The 26,287-nt window shown below is 34.2% G+C and carries 24 protein-coding genes, 1 pseudogene and 1 riboswitch; of the genes and pseudogenes, 10 read left to right on the top strand and 15 right to left on the bottom strand.

Annotated elements, in window-relative coordinates; genetic code table 11:
- Nucleotides 1-132: 132 nt before the first annotated feature.
- The 3 genes from ASF10_RS17865 to ASF10_RS17855 form a co-directional block, all read right to left on the bottom strand.
- A complete protein-coding gene (locus tag ASF10_RS17865; RefSeq protein ID WP_056251962.1) occupies nucleotides 133-1,122 on the bottom strand; it encodes a TlpA disulfide reductase family protein in 990 nt (329 codons plus the stop codon).
- A 114-nt stretch (nucleotides 1,123-1,236) separates the two neighbouring features.
- Nucleotides 1,237-2,694, bottom strand: coding sequence for a RagB/SusD family nutrient uptake outer membrane protein (locus ASF10_RS17860; protein WP_056251958.1), 1,458 nt, complete (start codon nucleotides 2,692-2,694; stop codon nucleotides 1,237-1,239).
- A gap of 18 nt (nucleotides 2,695-2,712) precedes the next feature.
- Nucleotides 2,713-5,883, bottom strand: coding sequence for a SusC/RagA family TonB-linked outer membrane protein (locus tag ASF10_RS17855; RefSeq protein WP_056251955.1), 3,171 nt, complete (start codon nucleotides 5,881-5,883; stop codon nucleotides 2,713-2,715).
- A gap of 251 nt (nucleotides 5,884-6,134) precedes the next feature.
- A riboswitch (SAM riboswitch) is annotated at nucleotides 6,135-6,234 on the bottom strand.
- Between the two features lie 472 nt (nucleotides 6,235-6,706).
- Between ASF10_RS17855 and ASF10_RS17850 the strand changes: the two genes are divergently transcribed.
- Nucleotides 6,707-7,780 (top strand): BamA/TamA family outer membrane protein, encoded by a 1,074-nt coding sequence (locus tag ASF10_RS17850; protein WP_056251952.1) that lies wholly within the window; start codon nucleotides 6,707-6,709, stop codon nucleotides 7,778-7,780.
- Between the two features lies 1 nt (nucleotide 7,781).
- Here ASF10_RS17850 and ASF10_RS24375 read toward each other — a convergent pair whose 3' ends face one another.
- Nucleotides 7,782-7,952, bottom strand: a complete 171-nt coding sequence (locus ASF10_RS24375) for a hypothetical protein (RefSeq protein WP_198529604.1) — start codon at nucleotides 7,950-7,952, stop codon at nucleotides 7,782-7,784.
- A gap of 294 nt (nucleotides 7,953-8,246) precedes the next feature.
- On the opposite strand from ASF10_RS24375, the gene ASF10_RS24645 reads away from it, so the two are divergent.
- Nucleotides 8,247-8,372, top strand: coding sequence for a hypothetical protein (locus ASF10_RS24645; protein ID WP_262487334.1), 126 nt, complete (start codon nucleotides 8,247-8,249; stop codon nucleotides 8,370-8,372).
- Between the two features lie 4 nt (nucleotides 8,373-8,376).
- Nucleotides 8,377-9,117 carry a transporter gene (locus ASF10_RS17845; RefSeq protein WP_056251950.1) on the top strand — a complete coding sequence of 247 codons (741 nt, stop codon included), beginning with the start codon at nucleotides 8,377-8,379 and terminating at the stop codon, nucleotides 9,115-9,117.
- A 263-nt stretch (nucleotides 9,118-9,380) separates the two neighbouring features.
- Here the strand turns inward: ASF10_RS17845 and ASF10_RS17840 are convergent, their stop codons facing one another.
- From ASF10_RS17840 to ASF10_RS17815, 6 genes are all read right to left on the bottom strand, one after another.
- Complete coding sequence (locus ASF10_RS17840) at nucleotides 9,381-11,009, bottom strand: sensor histidine kinase (protein ID WP_056251947.1); 1,629 nt, start codon at nucleotides 11,007-11,009, stop codon at nucleotides 9,381-9,383.
- A gap of 5 nt (nucleotides 11,010-11,014) precedes the next feature.
- Nucleotides 11,015-12,028: a SpoIIE family protein phosphatase gene (locus tag ASF10_RS17835; RefSeq protein WP_056251944.1), complete on the bottom strand. Its 1,014-nt coding sequence runs from the start codon at nucleotides 12,026-12,028 to the stop codon at nucleotides 11,015-11,017.
- A complete protein-coding gene (locus ASF10_RS17830) occupies nucleotides 12,021-12,437 on the bottom strand; it encodes an anti-sigma regulatory factor (RefSeq protein WP_056251939.1) in 417 nt (138 codons plus the stop codon). The genes ASF10_RS17835 and ASF10_RS17830 overlap by 8 nt, the downstream gene beginning before the upstream one ends.
- Nucleotides 12,418-12,816, bottom strand: a complete 399-nt coding sequence (locus ASF10_RS17825) for an STAS domain-containing protein (RefSeq protein ID WP_056251937.1) — start codon at nucleotides 12,814-12,816, stop codon at nucleotides 12,418-12,420. Before ASF10_RS17825 ends, ASF10_RS17830 begins: the two co-directional genes overlap by 20 nt.
- Nucleotides 12,817-12,835: 19 nt before the next feature.
- A complete protein-coding gene (locus ASF10_RS17820) occupies nucleotides 12,836-13,666 on the bottom strand; it encodes an STAS domain-containing protein (RefSeq protein ID WP_056252269.1) in 831 nt (276 codons plus the stop codon).
- Nucleotides 13,667-14,108: 442 nt separating this feature from the next.
- Nucleotides 14,109-14,741 carry a ferritin-like domain-containing protein gene (locus tag ASF10_RS17815; RefSeq protein ID WP_056251932.1) on the bottom strand — a complete coding sequence of 211 codons (633 nt, stop codon included), beginning with the start codon at nucleotides 14,739-14,741 and terminating at the stop codon, nucleotides 14,109-14,111.
- A gap of 294 nt (nucleotides 14,742-15,035) precedes the next feature.
- Between ASF10_RS17815 and ASF10_RS17810 the strand changes: the two genes are divergently transcribed.
- The 4 genes from ASF10_RS17810 (at nucleotide 15,036) to ASF10_RS17795 (ending at nucleotide 17,328) form a co-directional block, all read left to right on the top strand.
- Entirely contained in the window at nucleotides 15,036-15,464 is a 429-nt protein-coding gene (locus tag ASF10_RS17810) for a hypothetical protein (RefSeq protein ID WP_056251930.1), read from the top strand.
- A 73-nt stretch (nucleotides 15,465-15,537) separates the two neighbouring features.
- Nucleotides 15,538-16,101: a Crp/Fnr family transcriptional regulator gene (locus tag ASF10_RS17805; RefSeq protein ID WP_056251927.1), complete on the top strand. Its 564-nt coding sequence runs from the start codon at nucleotides 15,538-15,540 to the stop codon at nucleotides 16,099-16,101.
- Between the two features lie 173 nt (nucleotides 16,102-16,274).
- On the top strand, nucleotides 16,275-16,664 hold the full coding sequence (locus ASF10_RS17800) for a RidA family protein (protein WP_056252266.1): 390 nt from the start codon (nucleotides 16,275-16,277) through the stop codon (nucleotides 16,662-16,664).
- 415 nt (nucleotides 16,665-17,079) lie between these two features.
- Complete coding sequence (locus tag ASF10_RS17795; protein ID WP_082472463.1) at nucleotides 17,080-17,328, top strand: hypothetical protein; 249 nt, start codon at nucleotides 17,080-17,082, stop codon at nucleotides 17,326-17,328.
- A gap of 22 nt (nucleotides 17,329-17,350) precedes the next feature.
- Here the strand turns inward: ASF10_RS17795 and ASF10_RS17790 are convergent, their stop codons facing one another.
- A complete protein-coding gene (locus tag ASF10_RS17790) occupies nucleotides 17,351-18,859 on the bottom strand; it encodes a glycosyl hydrolase family 32 (protein WP_056251925.1) in 1,509 nt (502 codons plus the stop codon).
- A gap of 151 nt (nucleotides 18,860-19,010) precedes the next feature.
- Entirely contained in the window at nucleotides 19,011-21,191 is a 2,181-nt protein-coding gene (locus ASF10_RS17785) for an HAD-IIB family hydrolase (protein WP_056251921.1), read from the bottom strand.
- Between the two features lie 523 nt (nucleotides 21,192-21,714).
- Here ASF10_RS17785 and ASF10_RS17780 point away from each other — a divergent pair.
- Nucleotides 21,715-22,656: a proline dehydrogenase family protein gene (locus ASF10_RS17780; RefSeq protein WP_056251919.1), complete on the top strand. Its 942-nt coding sequence runs from the start codon at nucleotides 21,715-21,717 to the stop codon at nucleotides 22,654-22,656.
- Between the two features lie 120 nt (nucleotides 22,657-22,776).
- On the opposite strand, the gene ASF10_RS17775 is transcribed toward ASF10_RS17780, so the two are convergent.
- The 3 genes and pseudogenes from ASF10_RS17775 to ASF10_RS17765 all read right to left on the bottom strand — a co-directional run bounded on the left by ASF10_RS17775 (nucleotide 22,777) and on the right by ASF10_RS17765 (nucleotide 25,262).
- Nucleotides 22,777-23,556 carry a polysaccharide deacetylase family protein gene (locus tag ASF10_RS17775; RefSeq protein WP_056251915.1) on the bottom strand — a complete coding sequence of 260 codons (780 nt, stop codon included), beginning with the start codon at nucleotides 23,554-23,556 and terminating at the stop codon, nucleotides 22,777-22,779.
- Between the two features lie 217 nt (nucleotides 23,557-23,773).
- Nucleotides 23,774-24,618, bottom strand: a pseudogene (locus ASF10_RS17770) (oxidoreductase).
- Nucleotides 24,619-24,806: 188 nt separating this feature from the next.
- Nucleotides 24,807-25,262: a hypothetical protein gene (locus ASF10_RS17765; RefSeq protein WP_056251912.1), complete on the bottom strand. Its 456-nt coding sequence runs from the start codon at nucleotides 25,260-25,262 to the stop codon at nucleotides 24,807-24,809.
- A 297-nt stretch (nucleotides 25,263-25,559) separates the two neighbouring features.
- Between ASF10_RS17765 and ASF10_RS24640 the strand changes: the two genes are divergently transcribed.
- Entirely contained in the window at nucleotides 25,560-25,685 is a 126-nt protein-coding gene (locus ASF10_RS24640; protein WP_262487333.1) for a hypothetical protein, read from the top strand.
- Between the two features lie 21 nt (nucleotides 25,686-25,706).
- Nucleotides 25,707-26,180, top strand: a complete 474-nt coding sequence (locus ASF10_RS17760; protein WP_056251907.1) for a hypothetical protein — start codon at nucleotides 25,707-25,709, stop codon at nucleotides 26,178-26,180.
- The last annotated feature ends 107 nt before the right edge of the window (nucleotides 26,181-26,287 follow it).

Below are 26,287 nucleotides of genomic sequence, written 5' to 3'. Positions count from 1 at the left end.
TTTTGTATTTATCAAGTTTGTCAATCCGAGGAACAAGGAATCGCATTAGAAATTCCGCATTAAAAATCTCAATCTTTGTTGAGTTTCAAGTGTGATTCCTCGTTCCTCAGAATGCAGAATGACAAACAGTAACTAATTATTTGCGTTCAAAAGTGCTTTTAGTGTTGTCTGAAGTTCTTCGCCACGAAGGTTTCTTGCTACAATAATACCTTTTGAATCTACCAGATAATTGGCAGGAATTGCCCTAACTCCGTATAGTTTTGCGATTTCGCTGTTCCAGTAAATAAGTTCAGAAACCTGTAACCAGTCTAAGTGATCGTCCTGAATTCCTTTTATCCAGTTTTCTTTCTTTTTGTCTAATGAAACTCCAAATACATTAAATCCTTTATCATGATATTCTTTATAAGCTGCAACGATATTTGGATTTTCTTTTCGGCAAGGTGCACACCATGAAGCCCAGAAATCAACTAATGTATATCCTTTCAGGTTTTCTAAAAGACGAACTTGTTTTCCTTCAGGATCTTTAGACACAAAATCCGGTGCTTTTTTACCTACTTGTAATCCGTTTAAAACTTTTACCAGTTCCTGTAGTTCTTTCACGTAAGTAGAATTCTGCTGGCTTTTATCCAGCAACGCAATGTTTTGCGTAATCTGTTCCGGAGTTAATCGATACGACCAATTTCTATATAATACGTATGCCGAAACCAGAGAACCAGGATGTTCTGTTATAAATTTACTTATATCAACGTTTTGGGTTTTTCTATAAATATCAAACAAATCCTGAGATGCAGATCCTTCTACAACAGATGTACTGTAATATTTAACAGGACTTAGTTTTACAGTTATTGGAGTTTTTTCTAAAAAGATATACAACGGATTATTGGCAGTATTCACGCTTAATCCGTACAATTCAGGAAGCTTTACTTTCGTTTTAAAACTAAATTTTCCGTCCGTTACTTTTACAGAATCTATTGTGGTAAACATCTTATTGTGAAACTTTTGCAGGTAAACATATTTTGCTACGGTGTCTGTAACCGTTCCTTTTAACTGCACATTTGCTTCTTGTGCCTGAGTTGTTGCTGCACTAATACATAAAGCCAGAAATACTATTATTTTTTTCATATTATTTGATTTTTAAGTTGATTTGATTCATTAATTTTAAGTGAAACTCTGATAAAGACTCAAGTTTTTAGTCTGCGTATTTTTATGCTTTATACTTAGACAAAGCTGTTGTATTTAGTATAATTTATTCGTTGCAAGTTCTGTATTTGCGGGCGGGAATATATAATTAGCATCAGATGGCGTTACTGCGGGCGTTTGTAATTTGCTATCGCCTTTGGCAGGAAGCGTCTGAAGATTTCTTAGTAAATCCGGTCCGCGGAAACCTTCACCCAACAATTCAATTCGGCGTTCTTTCCAGATTGCATCAATTAATAAATTTGGATCTGCAAGTACAGTTGGGGCAAAAACATAAGAAGCATCTGATCGCTGGTGAACTGCTTTTAGTAAATTAGCAGAAAGTGTCAGGTTTCCGGTTTTTGCAGCTGCTTCGGCATAGTTCAGTAAAACCTCTGAATACCTGATAACAGGGATATAATCGAGAAATGGCGATGGTTTTGCATACTTTTTAAAGTATTGTTTTCCGGAAACAGTTCTCGTTAAATCACGGCGTTTATCTGCTGTTCTCCATTGTGCATCGCCCAAAATACCAGTTGGGTTTAGATAATATTCTAAATTTGTATTGTAGATATAAGCGATAGAAGATTGTCCGGTATAAGAATCTAAAGAACTCATTGGGATACTAAAAATAGATTCTACCGTACTGTAATTGGATGAAAACACAACTGTAATATCCGGTTGCAAAGCATGTTTTACATCACTTGCCGTTGTCGAAAATGGTGCTTGAACCTGAGGCGCTAATTTCGCAGCTTCTTCTATTACTTTTGCCCAATTGTTCATCGATAAATAAACTCTTGTTTTTATAGCAATTGCAGTACTTACGTGCGCTCTGGTTGTGTTAAGGTCTGCGGTTGCATAACTTTGCGGCAATGCTGTTTCGGCTTCATCCAAATCTTTCAGGATTTGTGCGTAAATCTCAGCAACAGAACTTCTTGCCAAATCATTATTAGCCGGACCGGTTTCTGCTTTTAATCGTAACGGAACTCCTTTTGATGCTCCCGCATCTTTATTATAAGGCTGTCCGTAACTGATAATCAGACTGTAATACGCCAATGCTCTTACTAATTTTGCTTCGCCAATGTATTGCTTTGCTTTTTCTTCGGTAATAATATCTTGATTTACAGCCAGTCCTTCGATTAAAATATTGGCATTGTTAATTGCTGAATATGCGGCTGACCATAAATTATTAATATCATTTGATCCTGAACTGTACGAGTTGTTCCAGCTTTCATAACCTGTAAAGTTATTCGCTGTGATATTGATAAAATCTTCACCACGCTGATCCTGATACAACAGGAAACGTCCGCCATATAAACTCGCACCTTTAAAAGCTTTGTAAATTCCGTTTACCAAACCTTCGATTCTTGCTGGAGTTTTAAAAATATCCTTGTCAGAAACGGTAGTTTCGGGTGCTATGTTCAGATCTTCATTATTTTCACAAGACGTAAATAATATTCCGGAGAGCAGTAATACGGTTGCAATTGATTTTCTATGTGATTTAAAATATGTTTTCATTATAATTTTTATTAGTTATTAAAAACCGACGTTTAGACCAAATGTGAACGTTTTTCCTTGTCCCACAGAATTTTTTTCGACTCCCATTGATGTAGTCGAAGCTCCGTTTGAAGACGTTTCAGGATCTGATCCTGTATAAGAGGTAATCAGGAAAAGATTGGTTGCCTGTGCATAGATTCTAACGGATGATAATTGTGCTTTTTCTAAAATATTTTTTGGCAGAGAAAAACCAATTGTCAGTTGTTGTAATCTTAAGAAATCTGCTTTTTCTGCATTTTCAGAAATTGCAAAACCGCTTGATCCATTTGAAATAACGTCGTTATAAACTAATTTCGGAATATCAGTTACTTGTCCCGGAGTGGTCCAACGGTTCAAAATTTCTGTCGAGTTGTTGTAAAAACGCTGGTCTAAAAGAGTTCCTCTGGTATTATTCATTACTTTATTTCCGCCTGAATACGTGAAACCAATCGTAAAATCAAAGGCTTTATATTGAAAATTATTCGTTAAACCTCCGTACCAAACCGGCAATGCATTACCCAAAACCTGATAATCTGCAACTGTAATTGCCGCAGCAGTTGTTCCGTCTAAATACGTCCAGTTGCTTTGTCCTGAAGGAACTGCCGCACTGTATTGTACTTTTTCGCCGTTTTTATTGATGAAAATCCTGCGTCCGTTATCCGGATTTACACCGCCGCTAACCGCACCGTAAAGACTTCCGGCAGAATATCCTACTCTTGTAATATTATTGGCTTCGGTAGTTACCTGCGTATAACCAATAATGTCTGTATTTCCTTCGGCAAGAGCCGTAACTTTATTTTTTACATGGGTATAATTGAAGGAAGCTTTCCATTGAAAATCTTCAGAGTTTGCTATCGTTGCACTAAGTCCAAGTTCAAGACCTCTATTGTACATCGAACCAACGTTTGAAAGAATCGCGTCTCCCGGAATTCCTTTAGACGGAGATTGCGGCGTGCTTAAGATCAAACCATTGACATCATTATTAAAATAATCTGCGGTAAATTGCAATCTGTCTTTAAAGAAACCTGCTTCAAGCCCAATGTTGGTCTGGTCGCTGGTTTCCCATCCCAGATTTTCATTTCCTGCCTGAGAAATTGCCCATGTCGATGCTGATCCGTAAATAGATGCTCCGTAAAGATTTTGCGACGCATATGCTGATGATAGGTTTCCGTTACCTACTCTTCCCCAGCTTCCTTTTAGTTTCAGCGAACTTACATATTCTGTAATTCCGCTATTTTTAAAGAATGCTTCTTCGCTTAAAGACCATCCGGCAGATATACCGCCAAAATTTCCGTATTTATTATTTAATCCTAAAGCCGAATTTCCGTCTTTTCTAAAGTTTCCGGTAATGAAGTATTTTCCGCCGTAATCATATGATAATCTAAAGAAAGAAGAAAGGAAAAGCCTTTCAGACAAGCTGTTTCCAGATGATCTGATGGTTCCCCAGGTTCCTTGATAATTTTCGAAAAAAGGATCAGAAACATTGGTTTGATTCGCGCCCCAGGAGGAATTTTCATATTTTTGAACATCATATCCAGCTAATGCTGCAATATGATGATTCGCTCCAAAACGCCTGTCGAAAGAAAAACTGTTTGTAAAATTGTAATTATTTCTAAGCGCGGCAATATTTGTTGCAGAACCACCTGTAGCATACGCCGAAGATCCCAGATTAGGACTCAAATAGGTTATATTCTCGGCTCTTAATCTGTCGATACCGTAGTTACTATCAAATTTAAATCCTTCAAAAAAGGTAATTGTAGCATGAATATTTCCAACAATATGATCGTTTGAACTTGTGTATTTACTGTTTTCAAACAATGCTCCGGGATGCCATAAGGTATTGGTAAACAAGTTATTTCCCGGGCTTGCAGTTCCTGTAGCGCTTAAGTTATAAGAACCATCTGCATTGTAAGCAGCTACGTTTGGCGGCAATGATAAAGCTAAACGTGCTGCACCAATCAACAATAATCCGCTGCTGCTCAAGGAACCTGTGTTTTGTGCCTGATTAAAAGTATTGTTGTAAGACAGGTTTCCGCCTAATTTTAACCAGCTGTTTACATCATGGTCAATATTGAACCTTGCTCCTTTTCTATCGAACTCATTATCTTTTGTAATTCCTTCTTGCTTAGAATAATTACTGGAGAAAAAATATCTCGTTCTATCTGTTCCTCCGGAAATACTAAGGTTATGATTTTGCGAAACGGCATCACGATACACCTGATCCTGCCAGTTTGTACTCACGCGTGAACCATCTGCATTATAAGACGGGAAAAAAAGTGCCGAAGCTACAGCAGCATTATTTTCGTTACCGCTTAATATTTTGCTGTTTAATACCGCTTCATTTTTAATGTCTTCATATTGTGTATTATTTAAAAGATCAGGTAATCTGGTCGCTCTGGTGATTCCAACCCACGAATCGTAGGTTACTTTTGCTTTACCTGCTTTTCCTTTTTTGGTCGTAACCAAAATAACTCCGCCTGCTGCACGTGAACCGTAAATTGAAGTTGATGCCGCATCTTTCAGGATATCAATAGACTCAATATCTGATGGGTTAATATCTGATAACGGATTATTTGCCACAGAATTTGTTGTGGATACATCGCCTGAATTAACCGGGATTCCGTCAATAACTATTAAAGGAGAAGTACTTAACGAAATTGAATTGACACCGCGAATCCTGATTACCGGCGGATCGTTTAATACGCCGCTTGGTGTAGAAACATTTACTCCGGAAGCTTTACCAATAAGCGCCTGCTCAAAACTTTGCACCGGAATATCTTTTATGGTTTTTGAAGTTATTCTGGCGGCTGATCCCGTAAATTCTTTTTTACTCTGAGTTCCGTAACCTACAACCAAAACTTCTTTTAAAGCTGTATTCGATGGATTTAATCTAATATCATTAAACGATGAACCGGCTCTTTTTTCGAGCGTTTCGTAACCTACATAATTTATAGAGATAGTATGATCTTGTGGAGTTATCGAAAGAGAAAATTTTCCGTTACCATCACTAATCGTCGATTTACCGCTTTCGGCAGCAATAATGGTAACTCCGGGCAAAGGTACTCCGGTATCAGAACCTTTGACGGTCCCGCTTATCGTTCGTTCTTGTGCGTGTAACACACCGGAAAGTATGGTAAACAGAAAAATTAAGTTTAGTAAGATTTTTTTCATTGAGTTTGGTTGTTAAAAATTGGACATAGAAATTCCCGGACCACTATTAAAATGGCCTATCATTGATCGATAAAAAGGGAGTGGTTTAAAAAAATCTAAATGAATTGCATTCGGAAAACCTTAAAGTGATTTTCTTGTCTTGAAAATTGGTTGCTTTTTTCAGTAATGGCGTGTAATAATAATTCCGTTTTCATTCTTAAAAATAAATGATTTACTAATAATGATCTTATTCAGATTTACTAAAGAAATCTTTCTTATCTGTCCGCCGCAGCGGAAGGATTTAGCACCTTATTTGGCAACAGGTTGCTAAGACATCATTGGGCCTACTCCCTCAGTCTTTCTGGATAAGTTCACGTAGATTTTTTCTACTCTGCAAATATATACATAAATTCTATGTAATTAGTAGAGTTTAAAATTATTTTTCTAAAGTTTTTATCAATTTGCTCTAAAATACTTTACTATCACAGATAAAATGAGACAAATAATGTTGTAATAAACATAAGATTATCAACTATTTAAAAAACAGAAAAGTATTTAATTCATTAAAACTGAATGGCGAAAAATTTATGCTTCATTTTCAAGCAATGACTTGCAAAGCAAAAAAAAGATTACAAAAAAATCGCTTTTTTTAAGAATTTGAACGTTTGCTAACACTTGTTTTTCAAGTTCTTGTCCTTCCCTATTTTACAACTTTAGAAAAAAAGATTTATCTTTAAGGTTTATGAAGGGTAAATTAAAATGTTTGTATCATTCTATAATCATCTTACTCCATGCAATTTAGAATACGTTCTGGTTTATAATGCCTAACTTAAAATAATTCAAAATGCAGAAAATATTTCCTTTCATATTAATCATTTTCTTTTGGTGTTCAGTTGCATGGACACAAACAAAATCAAAAAACAGCATTTCGAAACCTCAGGCTGATAAAAATATTGATTTTAATGTTTTGCCTTATCTTAATTACAATCGTACTCTTGATTTTATGTTTGGCGCTATCCCAATGATGATGTACAAAATAAACAAAACTGATACGATTTCGCCTAAATCTTTGTCTGGTTTATCAGGCGTTTATACAAACAATAAATCATATTTTATAGCTTCATTCAACAAATGGTATTTTAAAGAAGACACCTGGCGTGCACAATTATTTTTAGTGACTGGAAACCAAAATGCACAGTTTTATGTAGATGATATCGATATGCCTGATTTTTACGATTATGCGACCAAATCGAGTATGATAAATTTTAGCATCCAGCGTAAGGTAATAAAAGCGTTATATGCAGGACTTGGATATTCGTATGCGCATTATGACACAAAATATCAGGATGATATAGAACCATCAGCCGTGACGCAAACAAATGGTTTGCAACTTAATGTGATGTATGATACGCGCGATGCTGTTTATTATCCTACGAAAGGAGATAAAATAAAAGTAAGATGGCTTACTTATCCCACATGGTTTGGAAACGATGCCAATGCCAATAAAATCCTGTCTGAATACAATAAATATTTTCCAATGCAAAACGGAACTGATGTTCTGGCTGCCCGTTTTTCAGGTAAGTTTGGCTTGGGCAATATTGCATTTGAACAGCAAGTAACAATTGGCAATGAAGATATCAGAGGATATTCTGAAGGAAAATATCGCGGTGACGGACTTATGGCTTTACAAGCAGAATACAGGTATAATTTTAATAAAAAAATGGGACTTGTTGGCTTTGCAGGCTTGGCAACCATTTACGGTTCTGATACCAGTGATTTTAATTGGGGATTATATCCCGGAGCCGGTGTAGGATATCGCTACAGGGCGTTTAAACACGAAAAATTTAATATTGGCCTTGATGCTGCTTTAGGCAAAGGCGACTGGGGATTGTATTTCAGGATTGGAGAAGCTTTCTAGATTATTCGTCTGCGGCTGTAAGCTGTGATTCTGTAAATTTTCCGGTCATGATATTTCCCATTTCATCTTCCCACTGGGTAATAATATTTTCGATCAACTCTGGCTCAAAGTCAATTACTTTCATGACCTGATTGCCAAATTCCTGTTTTACATTTTGTCCTTTCTTAAACATAATATCAAGTTTTTAAATTAGTATAAAATATTCAGCTTCTCATTCTTAGTTGCTGTAATAGCAAAATTAATAGCAGTTACTGTCCTGTATTTTATACAATTACAGAATCCTTTTATATTATTAAAATTTGATATTGCTTAAGTTCTATTCTTCAATATTTTAATTATTTAGAAATTTTTTGATTCTGGATGTTTGTTTTAAATTTTATAAAATCTGCAATAGATTGTATAAAGGCGCCAGGCTGTAATCTGATAATTTTACAGTTTCAAAACCTTCATTAAAACAGATAATATTATGACTGATATATCCCGCCGTTTTACAGAAAATCCGGCATTTATGCAAACTCATTTACGCACAAACAATAAAGAAACTGAGACTATAAAGTCTGTTGTGGACGAACTAATTACCAGTCAAATTTAAAACCATGAAAATATTTTACTCTTTTATTGCTGTAACCTTCTTTTGTTTTTCTCCTAAAATTCTGGCGCAGCAAATACAAACTGACCGCCCTAATGAAACCGAAAGTCCAAATACTGTTCTGGCTAAACATTTACAAATAGAAAGCGGATTTTCGTTTGAACAGGATCACAGTGATAAAACTTTTGAAATTCCGGAACTTGTATTGCGCTACGGAATCATTAAAAATTTTGAAGTTCGTGTAGAAACTGCTTTAAAAATAGCTCATGAAGATGATAGTAATCTCTTCGGCATTCAACCTGTTGTATTGGGCGCTAAATACCATATTACAGATCACAAAGGCGCTGTTCCGGATATTGGTGTTCTTGCCCGCGTAAGTATTCCGTGGATGGCAGATAATGCCTATCAGGAAAAATATTACAGTCCTGAAATTAGAGTGCTTGCCCAGCATGAACTAACAAAAGTTACGCGTTTGGGATATAATTTAGGCATTCACTGGTTGCCTGATTCTTTACAGCCTGAATATGTTTACACGCTTTCTGCGGATCATTCCCTGACTAAAAAAATTAAACTATTTGTAGAATCCTATGGTTTTGCAGTACCTCAACATCATGCAGAAAACACAGTAGATACGGGATTATTATTTATTGTGAATAAAAATATACAATTGGATTTTATAACGGGAACAGGAATTATGCACGCCAATTCAGAAAAATTTGCCGAAGTAGGGTTTTCTGTCCGAATATAATTTCTAACAGTAAATAATACATTATAATAAAAAACCTGTAACAATTGCTACAGGTTTTTTTTGGCATTAAACAAAGCTTCAGTTAATTATTTAACGCCTATTTTTTTTCTTTAGAAGACAAAATTGAATTTTATTCTTGAATAGTAATTTATGTATTCTTTTTTAATTTCTGAATATTTGACAAAGTTAAAAGACTGATTATTAAATATTTTACATCATTCATTAAAACCTTTACATAATATATACCATGCAAAATAGAATAATTATTTTGGCAGATAAATGTAAAACGTGGTTCCTTCACCGAGTTTACTGGTAAAATTAATTGCGCCATTATGATTTTCTATGATTCGTTTGCATAAGGCAAGACCAATTCCGTTACCGCCATATTGATCGCGTTGATGAAGTCTTTGAAACATATCAAATATTCGGCCTGAATAATCACTGTCCATCCCAATACCATTATCGGCAATCGAGATCAGGTGGTATTCTCCAAACGGAATTAACTTACTATCCGGAACGGAGCTATTTGCAGAGAAAGTTGTTGCAGAAATACAAACAGATGGTTGCTCCGAATTAAATTTAAGTGCATTATTGACCAGGTTATAAAACAACTGGCGAAGCTGGGTATTTAGTCCTGTAACTTCCGGCAATGGACCTATATCAATCAGGGCATTTTTTTCTTCGATAACCATGCTCAGGTCATTTAAGGTTTCTGCGATAATTTCGTTAAGGTCAACCTTAGTAAGCTGGTGTATTTTATTGTCTATTCTGGAATAATTTAAAACGTCAGAAATCAGATCAGACAGCCTTCCGGCTGCAAGACTAATTCTGTCAAAATAATATTGTTTTCGCTGTTCTTCTGACAAATGTTCTCCTGCACGCGAAAGCATAATCATAATTTTACGAAGTGGTTCTTGTAAATCATGACTGGCAATAAAGGCAAATTGTTCGAGTTCTTTGTTTTTAAACAATAATTTTGAATTGGCGCTTTCCAGTTCACGCTGAATCATTTTTAATTCAGTATTATCCTTAAGTGTTTCTACTACAGTTTTTTGAGCATTTATATCAACAAAATAAATAAGCCAGCTATTAAAAGAGCCATCTTCGGCTTTATTGGGTATAATCGAAATAAGATGCCAGATATAAGCAGCATCTTTTTTGATTCTGGTTTCTCCAAAAAAGTCAGATCTTGTTTTCTTTGCCCTGCTCCATCCTTCGCTTATTGCATCAAGATCATCAGGATGAATAAAATTGCCTAACTCTTTTTTATCAAAAACGGTTAATGGCAATTGCAAATAGTTTTTGAGTGAATCATTGGTAACCAAAACATTATTTCGCTCATTAACAATACATATTAAAACCGGAAGTGTATTGGCCAATTGCCTGTATCTGTTCTCGCTTTCGCCTAGTTTTTCTGATAGTGCTATAAGCTCAATATTCTTTTTTCTAATCTCGTCATAAGGCGACAAAGGAGGTTCGTATTTAAAATAATCTACTAAGCTCTTTATCTTTATATCAGACAAAAGTCCGGGCGCTGATACGGGTTGGCTCAATTTAGTAACAGACTGATTATTTGAATAGGTATATTCAATATTGCCTGTTATTTTTGAAGCATATTCAAATGCTTCCGGACTGCATTTTTTTAAATCTACAGTATCTGTAAGTATCGCCAATATCTCTTTTTGAGTTGGTCTGATTACATTTATCCCAATAACCAGTACTGAGTTTTTTCCTTTAGCAATAGAACATCTCGCTACTTCTGATACGGCTGTCGAAAATCTTGTCTGAGCTGAGGATGGCATGCCGCACATTTCTGCAATTTTCATTGCTCGCTTATGGGCAAGAATTAAGTCCATTTCATTATCAAGATTAATTTTTACAATCTCTTTCATAGCACTTAAATTATTTTTCCAACAAGAACTGTCGCATCATCAGTACCTCTGATATTATCTTTATATAAAGAGGAAGCGATAACACCCGGATTTTGCTTAATGATCGAAGTAAGATCGTTTAAGTTCCATCTGGTGCGCAATCCGTCACTATGCATTACTATAAGCTGGTGTTTTTCGTAAGGGACAATCGTACTGTTTAAGGTACGCGGAATGTTATGCCCAATAATCCCATTATACGGTGTATAGGTTTTATTCTCCAAACCACGATAAATACGTGTATTGATATTGCCCACACCACAAATGTTCCAGCTCTCGGATTTATAATCTACTGTTGCAATTGTTGCTACCAATCCCCTGGTTTTTTTTACTTTATCGTGAATTTCCCTAAGTATAGCCGTAGGATCATGCTCTGTAGTTTGTTTGAATACTTTTATAGCTTGTTCTACAGCTTCATGAGCATTTGCTCCGTGCCCTAAACCGTCTCCTACAAAAATATAGAAACCTTTTTTTGAATATTTAATGTAATATCCGTCACCACAAACGCGTTCTCCCGGATAGTTTACACTAACGGCAGAAAAATTGAATCCGCTTGGCATTAATGGAACTTCGAAATCTGCCTTATCACAAATTTTTATGTACTGTACAGTTCCCCAATTTCTCAGGGAATAAATCTGAAAATCATTACTTAATCTTTTAATCGCGCCTAATCCTTGTCCAAGCGTATTGGATGAAGAATAACCGTCATTCATTATTTTGTTAACATTATCAATCCCTACTCCTTTATCCAGACAATAAATTTCGATCTGATTATGTCCATCAGCGTGGTGTGCCCTGTATAAGAGTTCACCGCCTTGTGCATATTTAATTAAATTAGAGGTTAGTTCTGCAACTATTATATCTGTCTCTGCCGCTCTGTGGGGTGTAAAACCCAACTGAAGCGCCAAATTATGTATTTCTCGTTTTATAAAAGCGATAAGACTCCTATCGTCGATTTTATAACTCGAAAATGTATTATCCATTTTTCCATTTTGTTATGGTAACAGTTGTTCCGTTTCCCAGTTCTGTTTTAATATCAAACTCATTTACAAGTCTTTTTGTGCCCGGCAAGCCAAGACCCAAACTTTTTCCTGTACTAAATCCGTCTTTCATGGCTAAATCAATATCTGGTATACCAGGACCATTATCAATAAAAGTAACACGTACACCGTTGTCGCGACCATTGCTGACAGATTCTATAATGACTTTTCCGCCGCCTCCATATTTCAAAAGGTTACGAACAAGCTCACTTGTAGCAGTGATTAACTTGGTTTGATTTAAAATACTCATTCCAACTTTTACGCCATAGTCCCGCACGCGATTACGCAATGGCACCACGTCCTGTTCTTTTACAATAGGTATTTCTTCTTTGTTATTCGCTGTCGTCGTCATAAGTCTGCTCCTGATTATCGCCATTGTACATTTTTGCGCGAAGCAGATCCATGCCTTTTTCAACATTCAGGGCACTTATAACACCATTTAAGGATAATCCAAGTTCTACAAGGGTAATAGCAACTGCAGGCTGCATGCCAACTACCACTGTTTGTGCGTCCATAATTTTAGACATAACAGCAATATTCCCAAGGATACGTCCCATGAACGAATCGATTATAGAAACTGCAGATATATCAATTAGTACACCTTTTGAACTGAATTTATTTATAGTATTTATTAAGTCTGATTCCAGGTTTTCTGCTAATTGGTCATACAAATCAACTTGTATGGTAACCAGCAAAAAATCCCCCATCTTAAGTATAGGAATTCTTTCCATGTTCTAAAATCTTATTGAATTATTTTCTTTTTACCACAGTAAGCTGAAGCATATCAAATGCTGTTTGAAGCGCACTTGCAAGTGATGCTTTTGTGATAATTCCGGTAAGATCAATTCCTAAATGCACAACAGTCTGAGCAATTTCAGGACGAATACCGCTTATGATACATTCTGCACCCATTAAACGTGTAGCGCTCACCGTTTTTATTAAATGCTGTGCTACTAAAGAATCTACTGCAGGTACTCCTGAAATATCAAGAATAGCAATAGAGCTTCCTGTATCAACTATTTGTTGCAAAAGATTTTCCATAACAACCTGAGTTCTTGAACTATCAAGCGTTCCTATAATTGGTAAAGCAACAACACCGTCCCAAACTCTGATAACCGGAGTCGAAATCTCACTAATTTCGTCGATTTGTCTTGAAATTACATCCTCACGACCTTTCATGTAAGCTTCAAAAGTCATGATTGTCATGTTGTCTATAACAGTGCCTAATTGTAAATTAGCATCATAAAGTCTTGCAGGATCACTTTCTAATTCTGAAAGTATTTGCGAAGCCGCTTCTTTAAATGAAATAAGATATTGAGCATTTTCTCTTGGCGAAAAACCTCTTTTTGCTCTTGAACTGGAAATTCCGATAAGTAAATCATGTACTTTCTCGAATTGTTCTGAATTCTGATTGTAGTTATTTGAGGTACTTAAAGCATCTAATAAAAGAGATGTAAATTCCTTTGATTCTTCTTCTTCTGTTAAACCGTCTGTTGATCCATTTTCAAGAAGAAGCTGAGACCATGTGGTAAGTAATTTGTTTTCGTGCTCTTTTAAGCTGCTTAGGACATTATTTTGCATTTGTTTTAAATTTGGATTTGGATGAAACAATATTATATTATGGTGGATTTATTAAATTCAAAAAAATGCTTAAAACCATTATTCAATAATACTTTTTATGATATTATTAATTGGTTTAAATTATAGCAACCTTAAAATAAACAACTTACATTTTTTAATTCTTATTTTAAAAATTAGCACGTAATGCTTCGCTTTTAATATAAGTTTATTCAAAAAAAAATATGTCCCATACTCTAAAATGCATATCAAATGTATATTACACGCTAATAACAATTTTACAAAATTATCGCATAATCTTACAGTATTAACATGCTTAATTTAACTTAATGCTATAAAAATTAAAAGTCAAATCTACTAATAATTTTCTTGCTAAAAGTAAAAAAACCTGCGAATTAAAAAATTGCAGGTTTTTTTATTATAAAGGCCAAATCCTAAATTGATTTTACTCTTCTGTAGCATCAAAATTAATCGTGTTATAAGCCGCTTCAGTAAGGGTTACGTCAGCTTCTTTTTCTTCGTTTAAAGTCTGAACCAACAATTCTACTGCTTCATCTTCTCCTAAAGTTTTTGCAAAAGCGGCAAGGGTTCCGTAAGTAGCAATTTCGTAGTGCTCAATTTTTTGAGACGCTGCGATAATTCCTGCATCACGTACTGCTCCTACTTCTGTTTCTTCCATAATTCCTTCGCCTTCTTTAATAAGACCTTCCATGGCATCACATTTTTTTGCTGTTGCTTTTTCTCCAATAGATGCAAAAACCTGTTCTAATCTTGTTACCTGATTTTCTGTAACAGTAAGGTGTTCATTGATCGCGTCAATTAAATTTTGAGAAGTTGCATTTTTTGCCATTTTAGGAAGCGCTTTTGTCAAAGCTTTCTCTGCCCAGTAAATATCTTTTAATGAATCTACGAATAAATCTCTTAATCCTTCTGCTGCAGATGATTTTGCTTTAACAACTCCTTTTGGTGTTGTAGTTTTTGATGTACTTGCAGTTTTAGATGCTGCTGTAGTTTTTGATGTTGTTTTTGACGCAGTTGTCGTTTTTTTAGCCGGTGTTTTTGTGTTTGAATCTTTCATGATAGTTTTTTCTTTAAAATTTTATAAGTCAAATGTATAACTGATATTTCTGACAATCTTATAGAATTAAATTCGAATCTTACATCATTTAAACAACTACAAATCAAACACATAACAAAGTTTTAATTGTATAACAAACGCCTATAATTATGTAATTCTAAAATTGCGTGCTTCTTTTACATTTGAGTATAATATGGTATCTCTAAGCAATATCCGCTTTTTGTTTTTTATTGCTTTAACTTAGTACCACATTCAAATCAAATAAAAATATTTTTGTAAACACAACTCCTTATTATGACAGATTATACAACCACTAAAACACAAAACTTTTTCAGAATCCTATTAGGTCTTTTTATGATAATGGCCGCTATTGGACATTTTACTTTTCAGCGACAAGATTTTCAGGCGCAAGTTCCTAATTGGGTTCCTCTTGATAAAGATCTTGTTGTTATACTCTCCGGTATAGTAGAGATCGCTTTGGGACTTGCGATGGTTTTTTTAACAAAGCATAAAGTTAAAACCGGATTGGCGTTGGCTGTTTTCTATGTGCTGGTTTTCCCGGGTAATATTGCTCAATATATGAATGGTACAGATGCTTTTGGTCTTGATACAGATCAGGCAAGATTAATTAGACTGGCTTTTCAGCCTGTTTTGATTGTTGTAACATTATGGTCTACCGGCGCACTTGAATATATCAAAGAAAAATTGGCCCGTGTATTATAAAGTATTATTTCTAAAGGTTAAATTATAAAACATGTTCCTGATTATTAAAATTTGAATAACTTTGAATTCTAATATGCAGGCAAACCTTAGAGAACATATCGAAAAAATAATACCATTGACAGATGATGAATTTGCCTTTGTGTACAGTCACTTTACAACCAAAAAGTTTAAAAAACATCAATTTTTGATTCAGGAAGGTGATCCTGTCAAATATTCTTTCTTTATAATTTCAGGGCTTTTAAAATTGGTTTATACAGATCATAAGGCAAAAGAGCATATAGTTTCTTTTGCCCTTGAAGATTGGTGGGAAAGCGATTATTATGCTTTCTTTACTCAAACCGAAGCTACAATGTCATTACATTGTCTTGAAGATACAGAGGTTCTTTGCTGTACTCTTGAAGATTATAAAAAACTCTGTGAAGGCCTGCAAAAAATGGAACGTTTTTTTCTCAACAAAGCTACTTTTGGTTTTCTGGGATCACAGCGTCGCATTATATCCTGGCAAACATCAAACTCTAAAGAACGATACGAACAGCTTTTAAAACAATATCCGTCACTTATTCAGCGAGTTCCCAAAAGCCTTATTGCTTCATATCTGGGTGTATCGCGCGAAACCCTCAGCAGATTATCTTCCTGATGTGACATATCTCACATTAAATTCGTGAGAAATGTCAAGACTTCTTTCCAACTGTTATTCTCAATTTTGCAGTATAATTTTAAACTGTAATCGTGAAAAAAAGAGCAAAATTTTTAGCGTTATTATTATTAATTACTATGCCAATATTGGCACAATCTAAAAAAGCGAAACAAATGGAAAAAAGAGCAATTAATCCCTGGCAATGGCAGGATCAGCGAAGTTATGTACAAGCCGTAGAAGTAAAAAATCCCGAAGGAACATTATATGTTTCAGGACAAACTGCTATTGATGCAAATGGAGTTTCAAGCAATGAAAATATGGAATCGCAGATTATCCTTGCGCTAAAAAATCTGGAACAGGTAATCACAGAATCCGGCTATGAATGCAAAGGAATCGTAAGGTTAAATATCTACACGACAAATACGAGTGAACTTTGGCCTCATTTTGCTATTATTCAGGATTGGGTTACCAAACACGACATGAAACAAGCCACTACTTTACTGGAAGTCAAAAGTCTTTTTGAAACTTTAAAAGTCGAATTAGAAGCTACTGTCGTAAAATAACATGTTACTACTATTAAAATAAGCTGTATTGTTTCTGATTAGAAAAAATGCAGCTTATTTTGTTTTATAATAGTTCTTCGATTGTTGTTTTCTTACTTTTTTAAAACTAAAAAATACCTTTATAATTTTCTTTTTCAAATATTTTTAAAGAAAAATCAAATTGGGCAAACTTTCTAAATACCAGATAAACAAAAGCATTTCAATGGTTTACATAAATTACTTTTTAATTCTTACAATTTTTTTTAATTTTTTGCCTTATATTTCAAAACTAAAAAATCCAATATTACGTAATTACATGAAACGATAGTCTTGTAATAAGATAAATTCAATTCACTGTAACGTTTTTGGAAAAATATTGAATTTTATCTTATTCCTGATTATCGTTTATTTTTTATTAAATTAAAGAAAATTAAGTGTGGACAAAATTAACGTACAAAGATTAAAAAAGACTTTAACTTACCTGGAAAGCAAACAACGGGAACTAAAAAGACAAAATGATAGTGATACCCGAAGCATTGAATCGATGATAAAATATCTTAAAAAAGATATGCTGGAGCAATTTAAATTGACAGATTATGATGTTTATATAAAAGGCGAAATCAACAATACCGAAACTTTTATTCAAAGTGTAAAAAGCATTATCGACAGTAATTCTCTTCAATAAATACACAATCTGTCCATAAATACTACTGTGCTATTTTATTATATTCATCAAATGCCTTATTAGGATCTGCGGTTGCATATTCGTTTTCAGGTTCCGGAATAACGTGAATTTTTGAATCACTGAGCGAAACTATTGCAGAACAAACATATACACCAATTTTGCCTTCGCTGTATTTATAGTCCAACAACGTTAGTTTGACAATATCGTTGATCGAAAGTTCATAATAATTTCCGTATCGAATGATCTTAAAATAAATCTCTTTGTTTTCGACAATTTCAAATTGATTGGTTTGTATATTTTCGAAAACAAAATTATTTTTCACATCTTTTTCATTAAATCCCCAAGCTCTGAATTGCACAAAACCATTTACAAAATCAATTGAGATGTAATAGGCTGTTCCTTCATCATCGCATTCGATAACAAAACCTGTTTTTCCCATTCCTTCTACCGCAAGAGTTCCTTCCCAAACAAAATTTTCTGAAGGTTTTTCAAAACAAAAAACTTCGTATCCGCTTCTACAGCCAATTCGCCATTTATTTTCATTTTCTATTTCAAAATTTGCCGACGGATTTCCTAAAATAGGAACCGGAACCGGTAAGTTTCTCTGTAGAATAGTTCTTTGATAAAGGGTTCGCCAATGGTGATAGGTTTTTAATAATAATCTGCCATTACTATCAACGTCTAACTGTTTTGGCGGCGGAATTACGCGAAGTGTGTTTACATTTCCTCCAACAAAATAAAAGTTATAAATCAAATAGTAGTCGCCTTCTTTTACAATTCTGGCGGCATAATTACCTTGTGGCATTAATACATTATTATGAAAGGCATGATATTCTCCTTTAAAATCCGGCGAAAACCAATAACGAACTTTTATATCTTCCCGAATTGAGCCCAGCAAATAATGCATTCCTTTTATTTCTACCACACAAGGACATTCAATATCATCATATACATACGCCACATGCAGCGGTTTTTGAAGCACGAAACCTTTCTCGCCTCTTTTTGCAACACCAATACAACCTCTTCTATATGTTGGTCCTACTGCACTTCGTGCGCAAATAAGCAGATAATCTTCTCCTTCGAATTCGTATTTATAAGGATCCCTGAAACTCAGCCATTCGCGCGGGTTATTATCGCGGCTTTCATAATAAGGGGCATCACTTCGCAAAGGCAAACCGTATTGATTGTCTTTTGTCCAGTGAATTAAATCCGGAGAAACTGCGCGGCCTACCTTTTGCGTAATTCCTTTATCCTGACGTTTGAGACCTGTATAATACATTTCGTAACCTTCACCGGCAGAATTTTTACTCACATGCATTGTCCATAACATATCATCATCCCACTCTCCGGGATCGCCTACAAACAAAGCATTTTTTACTCTTTTCCAAGAAAGACCATCTTTTGATACTGCATGCGCAATATAATCGTGATTGGGAATAATGAGATGAAATAAATGGTGTACTCCACTTTCATCGATAAATACATCTACGTCTCCTATTTCCCAATTGCTAAATCCTGAACCTGAATACATACTAACCTATTTTATTATTTAACATATTGTGTCATTTTTGTCATCCTGAGCGAAGTCGAAGGATCGCAAACAAAATCGCCAATCTTTAATTTCCATATTTCAAGGGATTAAAATCCCTTGCTACAATATGAATCGTTCCTCCGGAACTTATTTATTTTATAATTTTATAATGTTTTAATCCTTCCAGAATACCGGAAGATGCAGAATCTTTGGCCACATAAATACTTTTTGTAGTTTCATAATTGGCTAATTCTACGCTTCGGTTTCCTACGATTATTCCTTTTATAGAACCTCTGAACATATCGATATCGTTTCCTGAATCTCCTGCCGCAATAACATTCGATAACGGAATGGACCATTTGCGGCACAAAAATTTAATAGCATTTCCTTTTGACGCTCTTTTTGGAATAAAATCAATAAATTCTCCGTGGCTTGGTATAATGTTTATTTTGTACCATCCTACACCCAAAACTGCAATCAGTTGATCATAATCGTAATTTTCTTTCTCATAATAGTAAGATATTTTATAAGGATTTTGTGCTTCTTCTTCCTGCATTCGCAACCACGGAATCTCTTTTAAACGGTTGACAATATCGTCTCTTTTCCAGCGTCCGGCTAAAAACTTAGCCCAGCCTTTGTCCAGAATATAATCCTTTCCGTTTGTATAATAAATTTCAGTACCTACAGAGCAAATAATAAAATCCGGCAACGGAAATTGTTCTTCTTCGATAACTTGCTTCACCAAAGCTAAATTTCGTCCGGATGCCAATGCAAATGCCATTTTATCGGTACGGTTTACCAAATGTTCTTTTAGCTCGACGAGTCCTGGATTATTTAATTTTGGTTCTATTAATGTCCCGTCAATATCCGAAACAAATAAATGGGCAACTTTCCTTTTTAACCTTTCGATATTAATATTAGGATAGTGCTGTTTTTTTATTCCTGAACCGGACGATGCCGATAAGTTTTCATTTACCAACTCAACATATTGATTAACATGGCTTAACCAGCTATAATGTTTCTGGATATTAATGGCTCCGTTATTCGAGTAATATTTCCATTGGTTTTCGTTGGTCAAAATGTTTCGCAATGCTTTTTTGATTTCATTTTCATCCAGCGGATTCACCAATTCTCCGTTCTGGCATGTTGGAATAATTTCAGACGGTCCTCCGTTTTTTGTTACTACAACGGGCAAACCTGAACTTGCGGATTCAATTACGGTTAAACCAAAATTTTCATGCAAAGCCAGATTCACAAAAACACCTCTTTTTTCTGCCGCATAACGATAAATAATAGAAACTTCATTTTCTACATCATGCTTCTTTGGAATTGCCATTTTTCCGTACAAATCATATTTGTCCATCAATAGCAATAAATCTGTCAGTACATCCTTCTCAGATTCCGGCATTTTCGAAATATCTTTTCTGATTCCGGCAAAAATTACCAGATTGGCAATACTTTGCAGTTCCTTGTCCTTGCCGTAAACCTCGATAAGTGTATGAAGGTTTTTATGGCGGTCAGGTCTGGAAAGTGCCAGAATAAAAGGCTTATGCGGATTGATTAAAAATTTAGAAATAGTTTCTGCCACCCAATATTTTCTTTGCTCCTCTTCCATTTGTTTGTCAGAGTCTTGTTCTCTATGATAATAAGGAACAAATTTACTGGTATCAATTCCCGGGGAAATGGCGTGGTATTTACCTAAATCAAAGTTGAGATAGGGTTTATAAGTTTCAATTTCCTGCTCTGTCGAGGTTACAATAAATTCAGATAATTCGAGTGTTTTTTCTTCGGCAGCAATTCTTTGAATGAACTTAAATTTCTTTTCAATTTCTTCTTCACTTGCACCACTTTCGAGTAATTTTTTCTTTTTATGAAAACCCAGTGAATGTCCCGTGTGCGCAAATGGAATATTTAATATTGTTGATAATTCACTGGCGACATATCCTGCGTCTCCGTAATGGGAGTGAATCCAGTTTGGGAATATATCATGAAGTTTGATATGCTGGACAATTCCGTTTACAAAAGTGTCCAAACCATCCCATAATTGTTCTTTTGGCTTATACTTTTTTCCCAAAAAAGGGATACGCCTTATGTCTAATTTATCATTAATGATTTCGATAGGTACTGCATATTCCGGAGAAAGATTGGGATCATCAATTAATCTTGTAAATACATGAACATGTTCTACATCTTCATGTTGTGATAAAAACTCAGCAAGTTCGTATACATATTTTGTTTGTCCGCCATTATCAGCATCTCTACCAATCTCCAAACCTGAACCTTTTAAGAGTCCGTGAATGTTGATTAATGAAATTCGTAATTTTGTCATCATTGTACTTTATTTGTTAGAAATTTTAAGGTACGAAAAATCGAGCAGTTTTGCCCGGGCTCATAAAAAAAATAACAGGATTCTTAACATTTAATAACAAAACTGTAAGAATGATAGTCCTTTAAAATCTTTTTTTAACAATTCTCAATATTTTCTAATCTTCGCTTAAAAAGTATTTATAAATGCTTTTTTCAATCAAAAAAAGTACAATAACGATCCTACAAATTAACCTGATTTAATATGTAATTGTTACATTTGTGTTTCATGATATTCTAGCATTAAATTCGGACTTATCGTTTAAAGAACCCAAATAATTTTTCTAAAAAAAGGTAAATGTTCCTGATTTTATATACAGCATAAAAACAGTTTTTTCGCAATACCCAATTTTACCTTATTTGATTAGTCGGGAAAAATTAAAACTAAGATTTAAAAGTCATTTAAAGCTTCTTACAATACTTTTATTTGTGATCCTTATAATTTATTAAAGCATAACTTTTATATTGATACTAAAAACTAAACAATTATAATGCAACAGGATTTATTACTAATGGGTGCCAGTGCTTTAAGAAAAGCGGCGCTAAACGAACAGGCAAAAGAGTACATTCTTTCTAACGAAATTCTTTTTAAAACAATCAAAAAAGCGGCAGACCGATATATTGGTGGTGAAACATTAGAAGAAACCATTGTTAAGGTTCAGGACCAAAACAAACAAGGTTTTAAAACCTCTATAGAATTCATGGGCGAAAATACGCTGACTGAAAAAGAGGCTTTTGAGGCATCTCAGGAATTTGTCAGGATTGCACAGGAGATTTCAAAACAAAAACTGAACTCTACTTTTTCCCTCGATCTTTCGCACATCGGATTATCTCTATCAAAAGAACTGTGTTTAAACAACTTAGATTTGATCTGTAAAGAGGCTAAAAAAGAGAATATTGAAGTAACAATTAGTGCAGAAAATATCGAAGTAACAGATGCTGTTATCGATCTATACAAAACTGCTTCTAAAACATATGATAACGTTTCTATCACTTTACAGGCGTACCTGCACAGATCAAAAGATGATTTTGAAGATTTGGTGCAACAAAACGGCAGAATAAGAATCGTAAAAGGAGCTTTTGCTACACCTGAAGGCGTTTCGATTGCCAGAGGTAACGCACTGGATGAACGCTATTTATATTATATAGACCAACTGTTTTCAAGAAAGCATAAATGTGCTATTGCCACGCATCATGATCTAATTCAGAAAGAAGTTGTGGCAATGATCGAAAATTACAAGCCCAATAAAGATTTATATGAATTTGAAAGTTTGTATGGTATTCAAAATGAGCAATTAAGAATCTTAAAAGAGCAAGGTTATCCAACAAAAATTTACTTTGTATATGGCAAAGAATGGTATTTGTACCTGTGCAACAGAATCGCCGAATATCCTTTGAATATATTTCAGGCTTTACATGATGTTGTTAGCTAAGATTCTTATTTTCAATATATTTTGCAGATTTTAATTTGGCTGTAAAAATTTCTAAAAAACAAAAAATCCTATTTCATAATAAAATAGGATTTTTTATTTCAATTTAAAAAACAGAGAATTTTATTGTTCCGGAAGTAAATCATCTAAGTCAGACAATTTATAAAACTTAAGATCATTAAGTTTCATGTATTTACAAATAAACTCTAAGGTTTCTATTTTGGTCTGATAATTTTCAGTCACATTTTTTACGGGTTTATGACCGCATAATAGTAGAATTTTATTGTGTTTTTTAGCATAATCCAGCAATTCTAAAACATACGGAATACTAAAATGAATATGGCTGTTGTCTATATCAAAAGCAAAAACAATTTTTGAATTATTAAAAAAACTATCTTGTTTTTCAGGTGCTTCGCCTCCAAAAGCTCTTCCTCTTATGATCCTGAAATCATTAGATAATGCTTTATCCAGTGCATCAGATCTTTCTCCGTAAGGATACGCAAATGAAGTAGCTTTAAAATTAAGCCTTTTCATTGACACAATCATAGGATCTACTTCCTGTTTCATATAAGCATCAATCCCGTGTTGCTTTACAAACTTAACCGCATTATAATGATGATAACCATGACCGGCAATTTCATGTCCTTCTTTTTGCATTTCAAGAAGTTTTTTTATTTGCGGAGCTCCAATAGAATCTATTCTGCAGACATTAAAAGTGGCTTTCCATCCGTATTTTTTCAAGGCCAGATCGGCTTCATACCATTCATCAACATAAGCATCATCAAAAGATAAAAGCACGCCGGCTTTATAAGGTTTTGATTCTGGTTTTTCTTTTTTGGTTTCACACGAAGAGAAAGTTAAGAACAGTAAAAATAGCATTGCTTTAGTGTAGAATAGCTTCATATATTACGCGTAATTAATGGTTTTGGCTCTTAAAAACATACTTATATACCTCAAATATATAACATTCCGGCACAGCATTTATTCTAGTTCCCGTAAATTTTTAATATAAAACAGAGTTGCTACAGGCGATTTAATTAGCCTCACGTTTGTGTTTTTATTTTTCTACAATTCCCCAGTTTCATGCGGTTTGAAACTGGGAAATTTTTTTATGAAATTCTCAAACCAAGTAATCGGTTGAGAATGTAAGTTCTTTATTTTTTTCGATTTCAGTTTTAAGGGAATCAATTTTATAATTGGCAAACTGGTACGCATCTGATCCGGTAAGAATACGCAAAGGCGGTTCAGGATTTTGTACAATATTTATAATTAATGCCGCCACCTTATCAGGATCACCCAACTGTTTGCCCGGAATATCTTCCTGATGTTTGCGCACAGCTTCGCGAATAGCCGTATATTCTTCTAAAGGAGCTTTTGTTGTGATAAGAGAACTGCTGTTTAAGAAATTAGTACGCACATAACCCGGTTCAATAATCGTAACATTAATTCCAAAAGGCTTAACCTCTTGTTCCAATGCCTCAGAAATAGCTTCGACTGCAAATTTAGTACTGCAATAAATTCCCCAGCCTGCTCCGGCTAATAATCCAAAAACCGACGAAAGATTGATTATATGCCCAGATTTATTGTTTCGCATATAAGGCAAAACGGCTCTGGTGACATTGAGTAAACCAAAAACATTACATCAAAATTAGCGCGAACTTCAGCATCAGAGCTTTCTTCTATTCCTCCTATTAAGCCATATCCCGCATTATTTACTAAATAATGTATAGATCCAAATTGTCCTACGGTCTCTTTTACAGCTTGTTTGACACTGTTTTCATTAATCAAATCAACCTGCAAAGGCAAAAATTGAACTGACGAAATACCAACTGCTTTTTTGAGCGAATCAACATCTCTTGCAGTTGCCGCCACATTAAACCCCTGCGCTAATAATTGCTGTACTAAAATAAGCCCAATTCCTTGAGAAGTTCCAGTAATAAACCATGTTTTTTTATCATTTTCCATTTTTATATTTTTTTAGTTAATGTATGATAAAATAAACAAGCGAAAACAATACCTGTGTTTAAACAATTAAAAATCAATTACTTATGAAAATTATACAGAAAATTATAATTAGATATCGCAATGAATTTCAAAAAGATAGCGATATAGCACTAAAAAAAAAAGATACCCATTACGATATCTTTCTTTTACTATTCAATTTTTATTGATTTAATTTCTATTTTATTGTATTGCGCAATAGATTTTGGTTTACTCCAATACTCTACAATCGTCTTGATTACCTGCTTAAATTTAGTATAATCAAAAGGCTTTACAAAATAGCTGTGCGTGGGCAGCGAATAAGGGTCGATCACAAAACTCTGTTCAAATAGTGTTGTAAAGAACAAATACGGGCAATTGAACATTGTTCCTACACCATTGTCAGGATTAGTTTCCATAACCTTGTAATTCATCACATTAAGCAACACAATATCAGAGAAAACCAAAAAAGGTTTTATTTTATTCCGCAACATATAACTGCACGCCGCTTCGGCAGTATTAAAATATATAATCGAGTTAGAGTAATTTAGTTCCATAAAAACTTCAATAAATAACTTACGGTCTTCCTGCTTATTCTCGATTATTACTATAGGTCCTTTTTTATTCATAGTAATAAGTTTAAATTCTTATTTAAAATATGCGCTGTTTACAGGCATAAATTCTTATGTAAATATTTAAAAATTAACTAAAAACTACTTACAAAATCCTCTTTTCAAATTATATAATTTTCATTATAAGCACTTAAAAACCCATATCTTAATATGCTGAAAATTATATAATTACTCTGCAGAATCGTATAAGTAAATATATACGTATTGATGGTAATTTTGGTTTAACCTTTTAACATTCAACTAAATGAAAATAAAAGGAAACTTTAATTAACTATTAATTTAATATCTAATATTATGAACACTTCAAACCACAAAAACAGCAGTACAACAGGTACAAAAGCAACAGATAAAAAAACGAGTACTTCAAAAAGTACTACAAAATCTGCTGATACAAAAAAGTCTCCAACGACTAAAAAGTAAAAACCTCTAAATCATTATAATATGATAATAGGAAATAGTGAGAATTACGGTCGGGATGACCGTAATTTTTATCATCCCGAAGATGATATCCGTCAGAAACCTGATAAAAAACAAAATGATATTTATGCTTCAAGTCACAATACCGACGAAAGTTATGTAGATGAATATCAAAAAAGAAACGATGAAGAGTACGAAGACGATGAAGAAATCTTTAATCAGACCCAGAATGAAAATGAGGATGATTTAGATGAAAATTTCTCAAATGCACTTGACAGGGAAAACGAAGATGACGATTATTCTGAAAAGGATGATCTGGATGAAGACCTGGACGAAAGCGATTTAGACGATGATCTTATAGAAGATTATGATGAAAATGATCGTGATCCTGACAGCTTTGCCACAGATAGCCTCAAGCAGGACGAACTCGATCAGGAATACGACATTGATCAGGATCTGGAAGAAAAAGATCCTGTAAATAATCCCAGAAAATTTTAAGCATTGTGCTTTAAAAAATAAACCATTCGCAACGAATGGTTTATTTTATTTTACCTCATAACACCTGACAAAATGATCAAAAAATTATAAATCTATAAATCAATCTA

Source organism: Flavobacterium sp. Leaf82 (assembly GCF_001422725.1).
In the GTDB taxonomy this organism is placed as follows: domain Bacteria; phylum Bacteroidota; class Bacteroidia; order Flavobacteriales; family Flavobacteriaceae; genus Flavobacterium.
The sequence above is the reverse complement of the archived record's forward strand: the minus strand, read 5'-3'. Positions and strand labels throughout refer to the sequence as shown.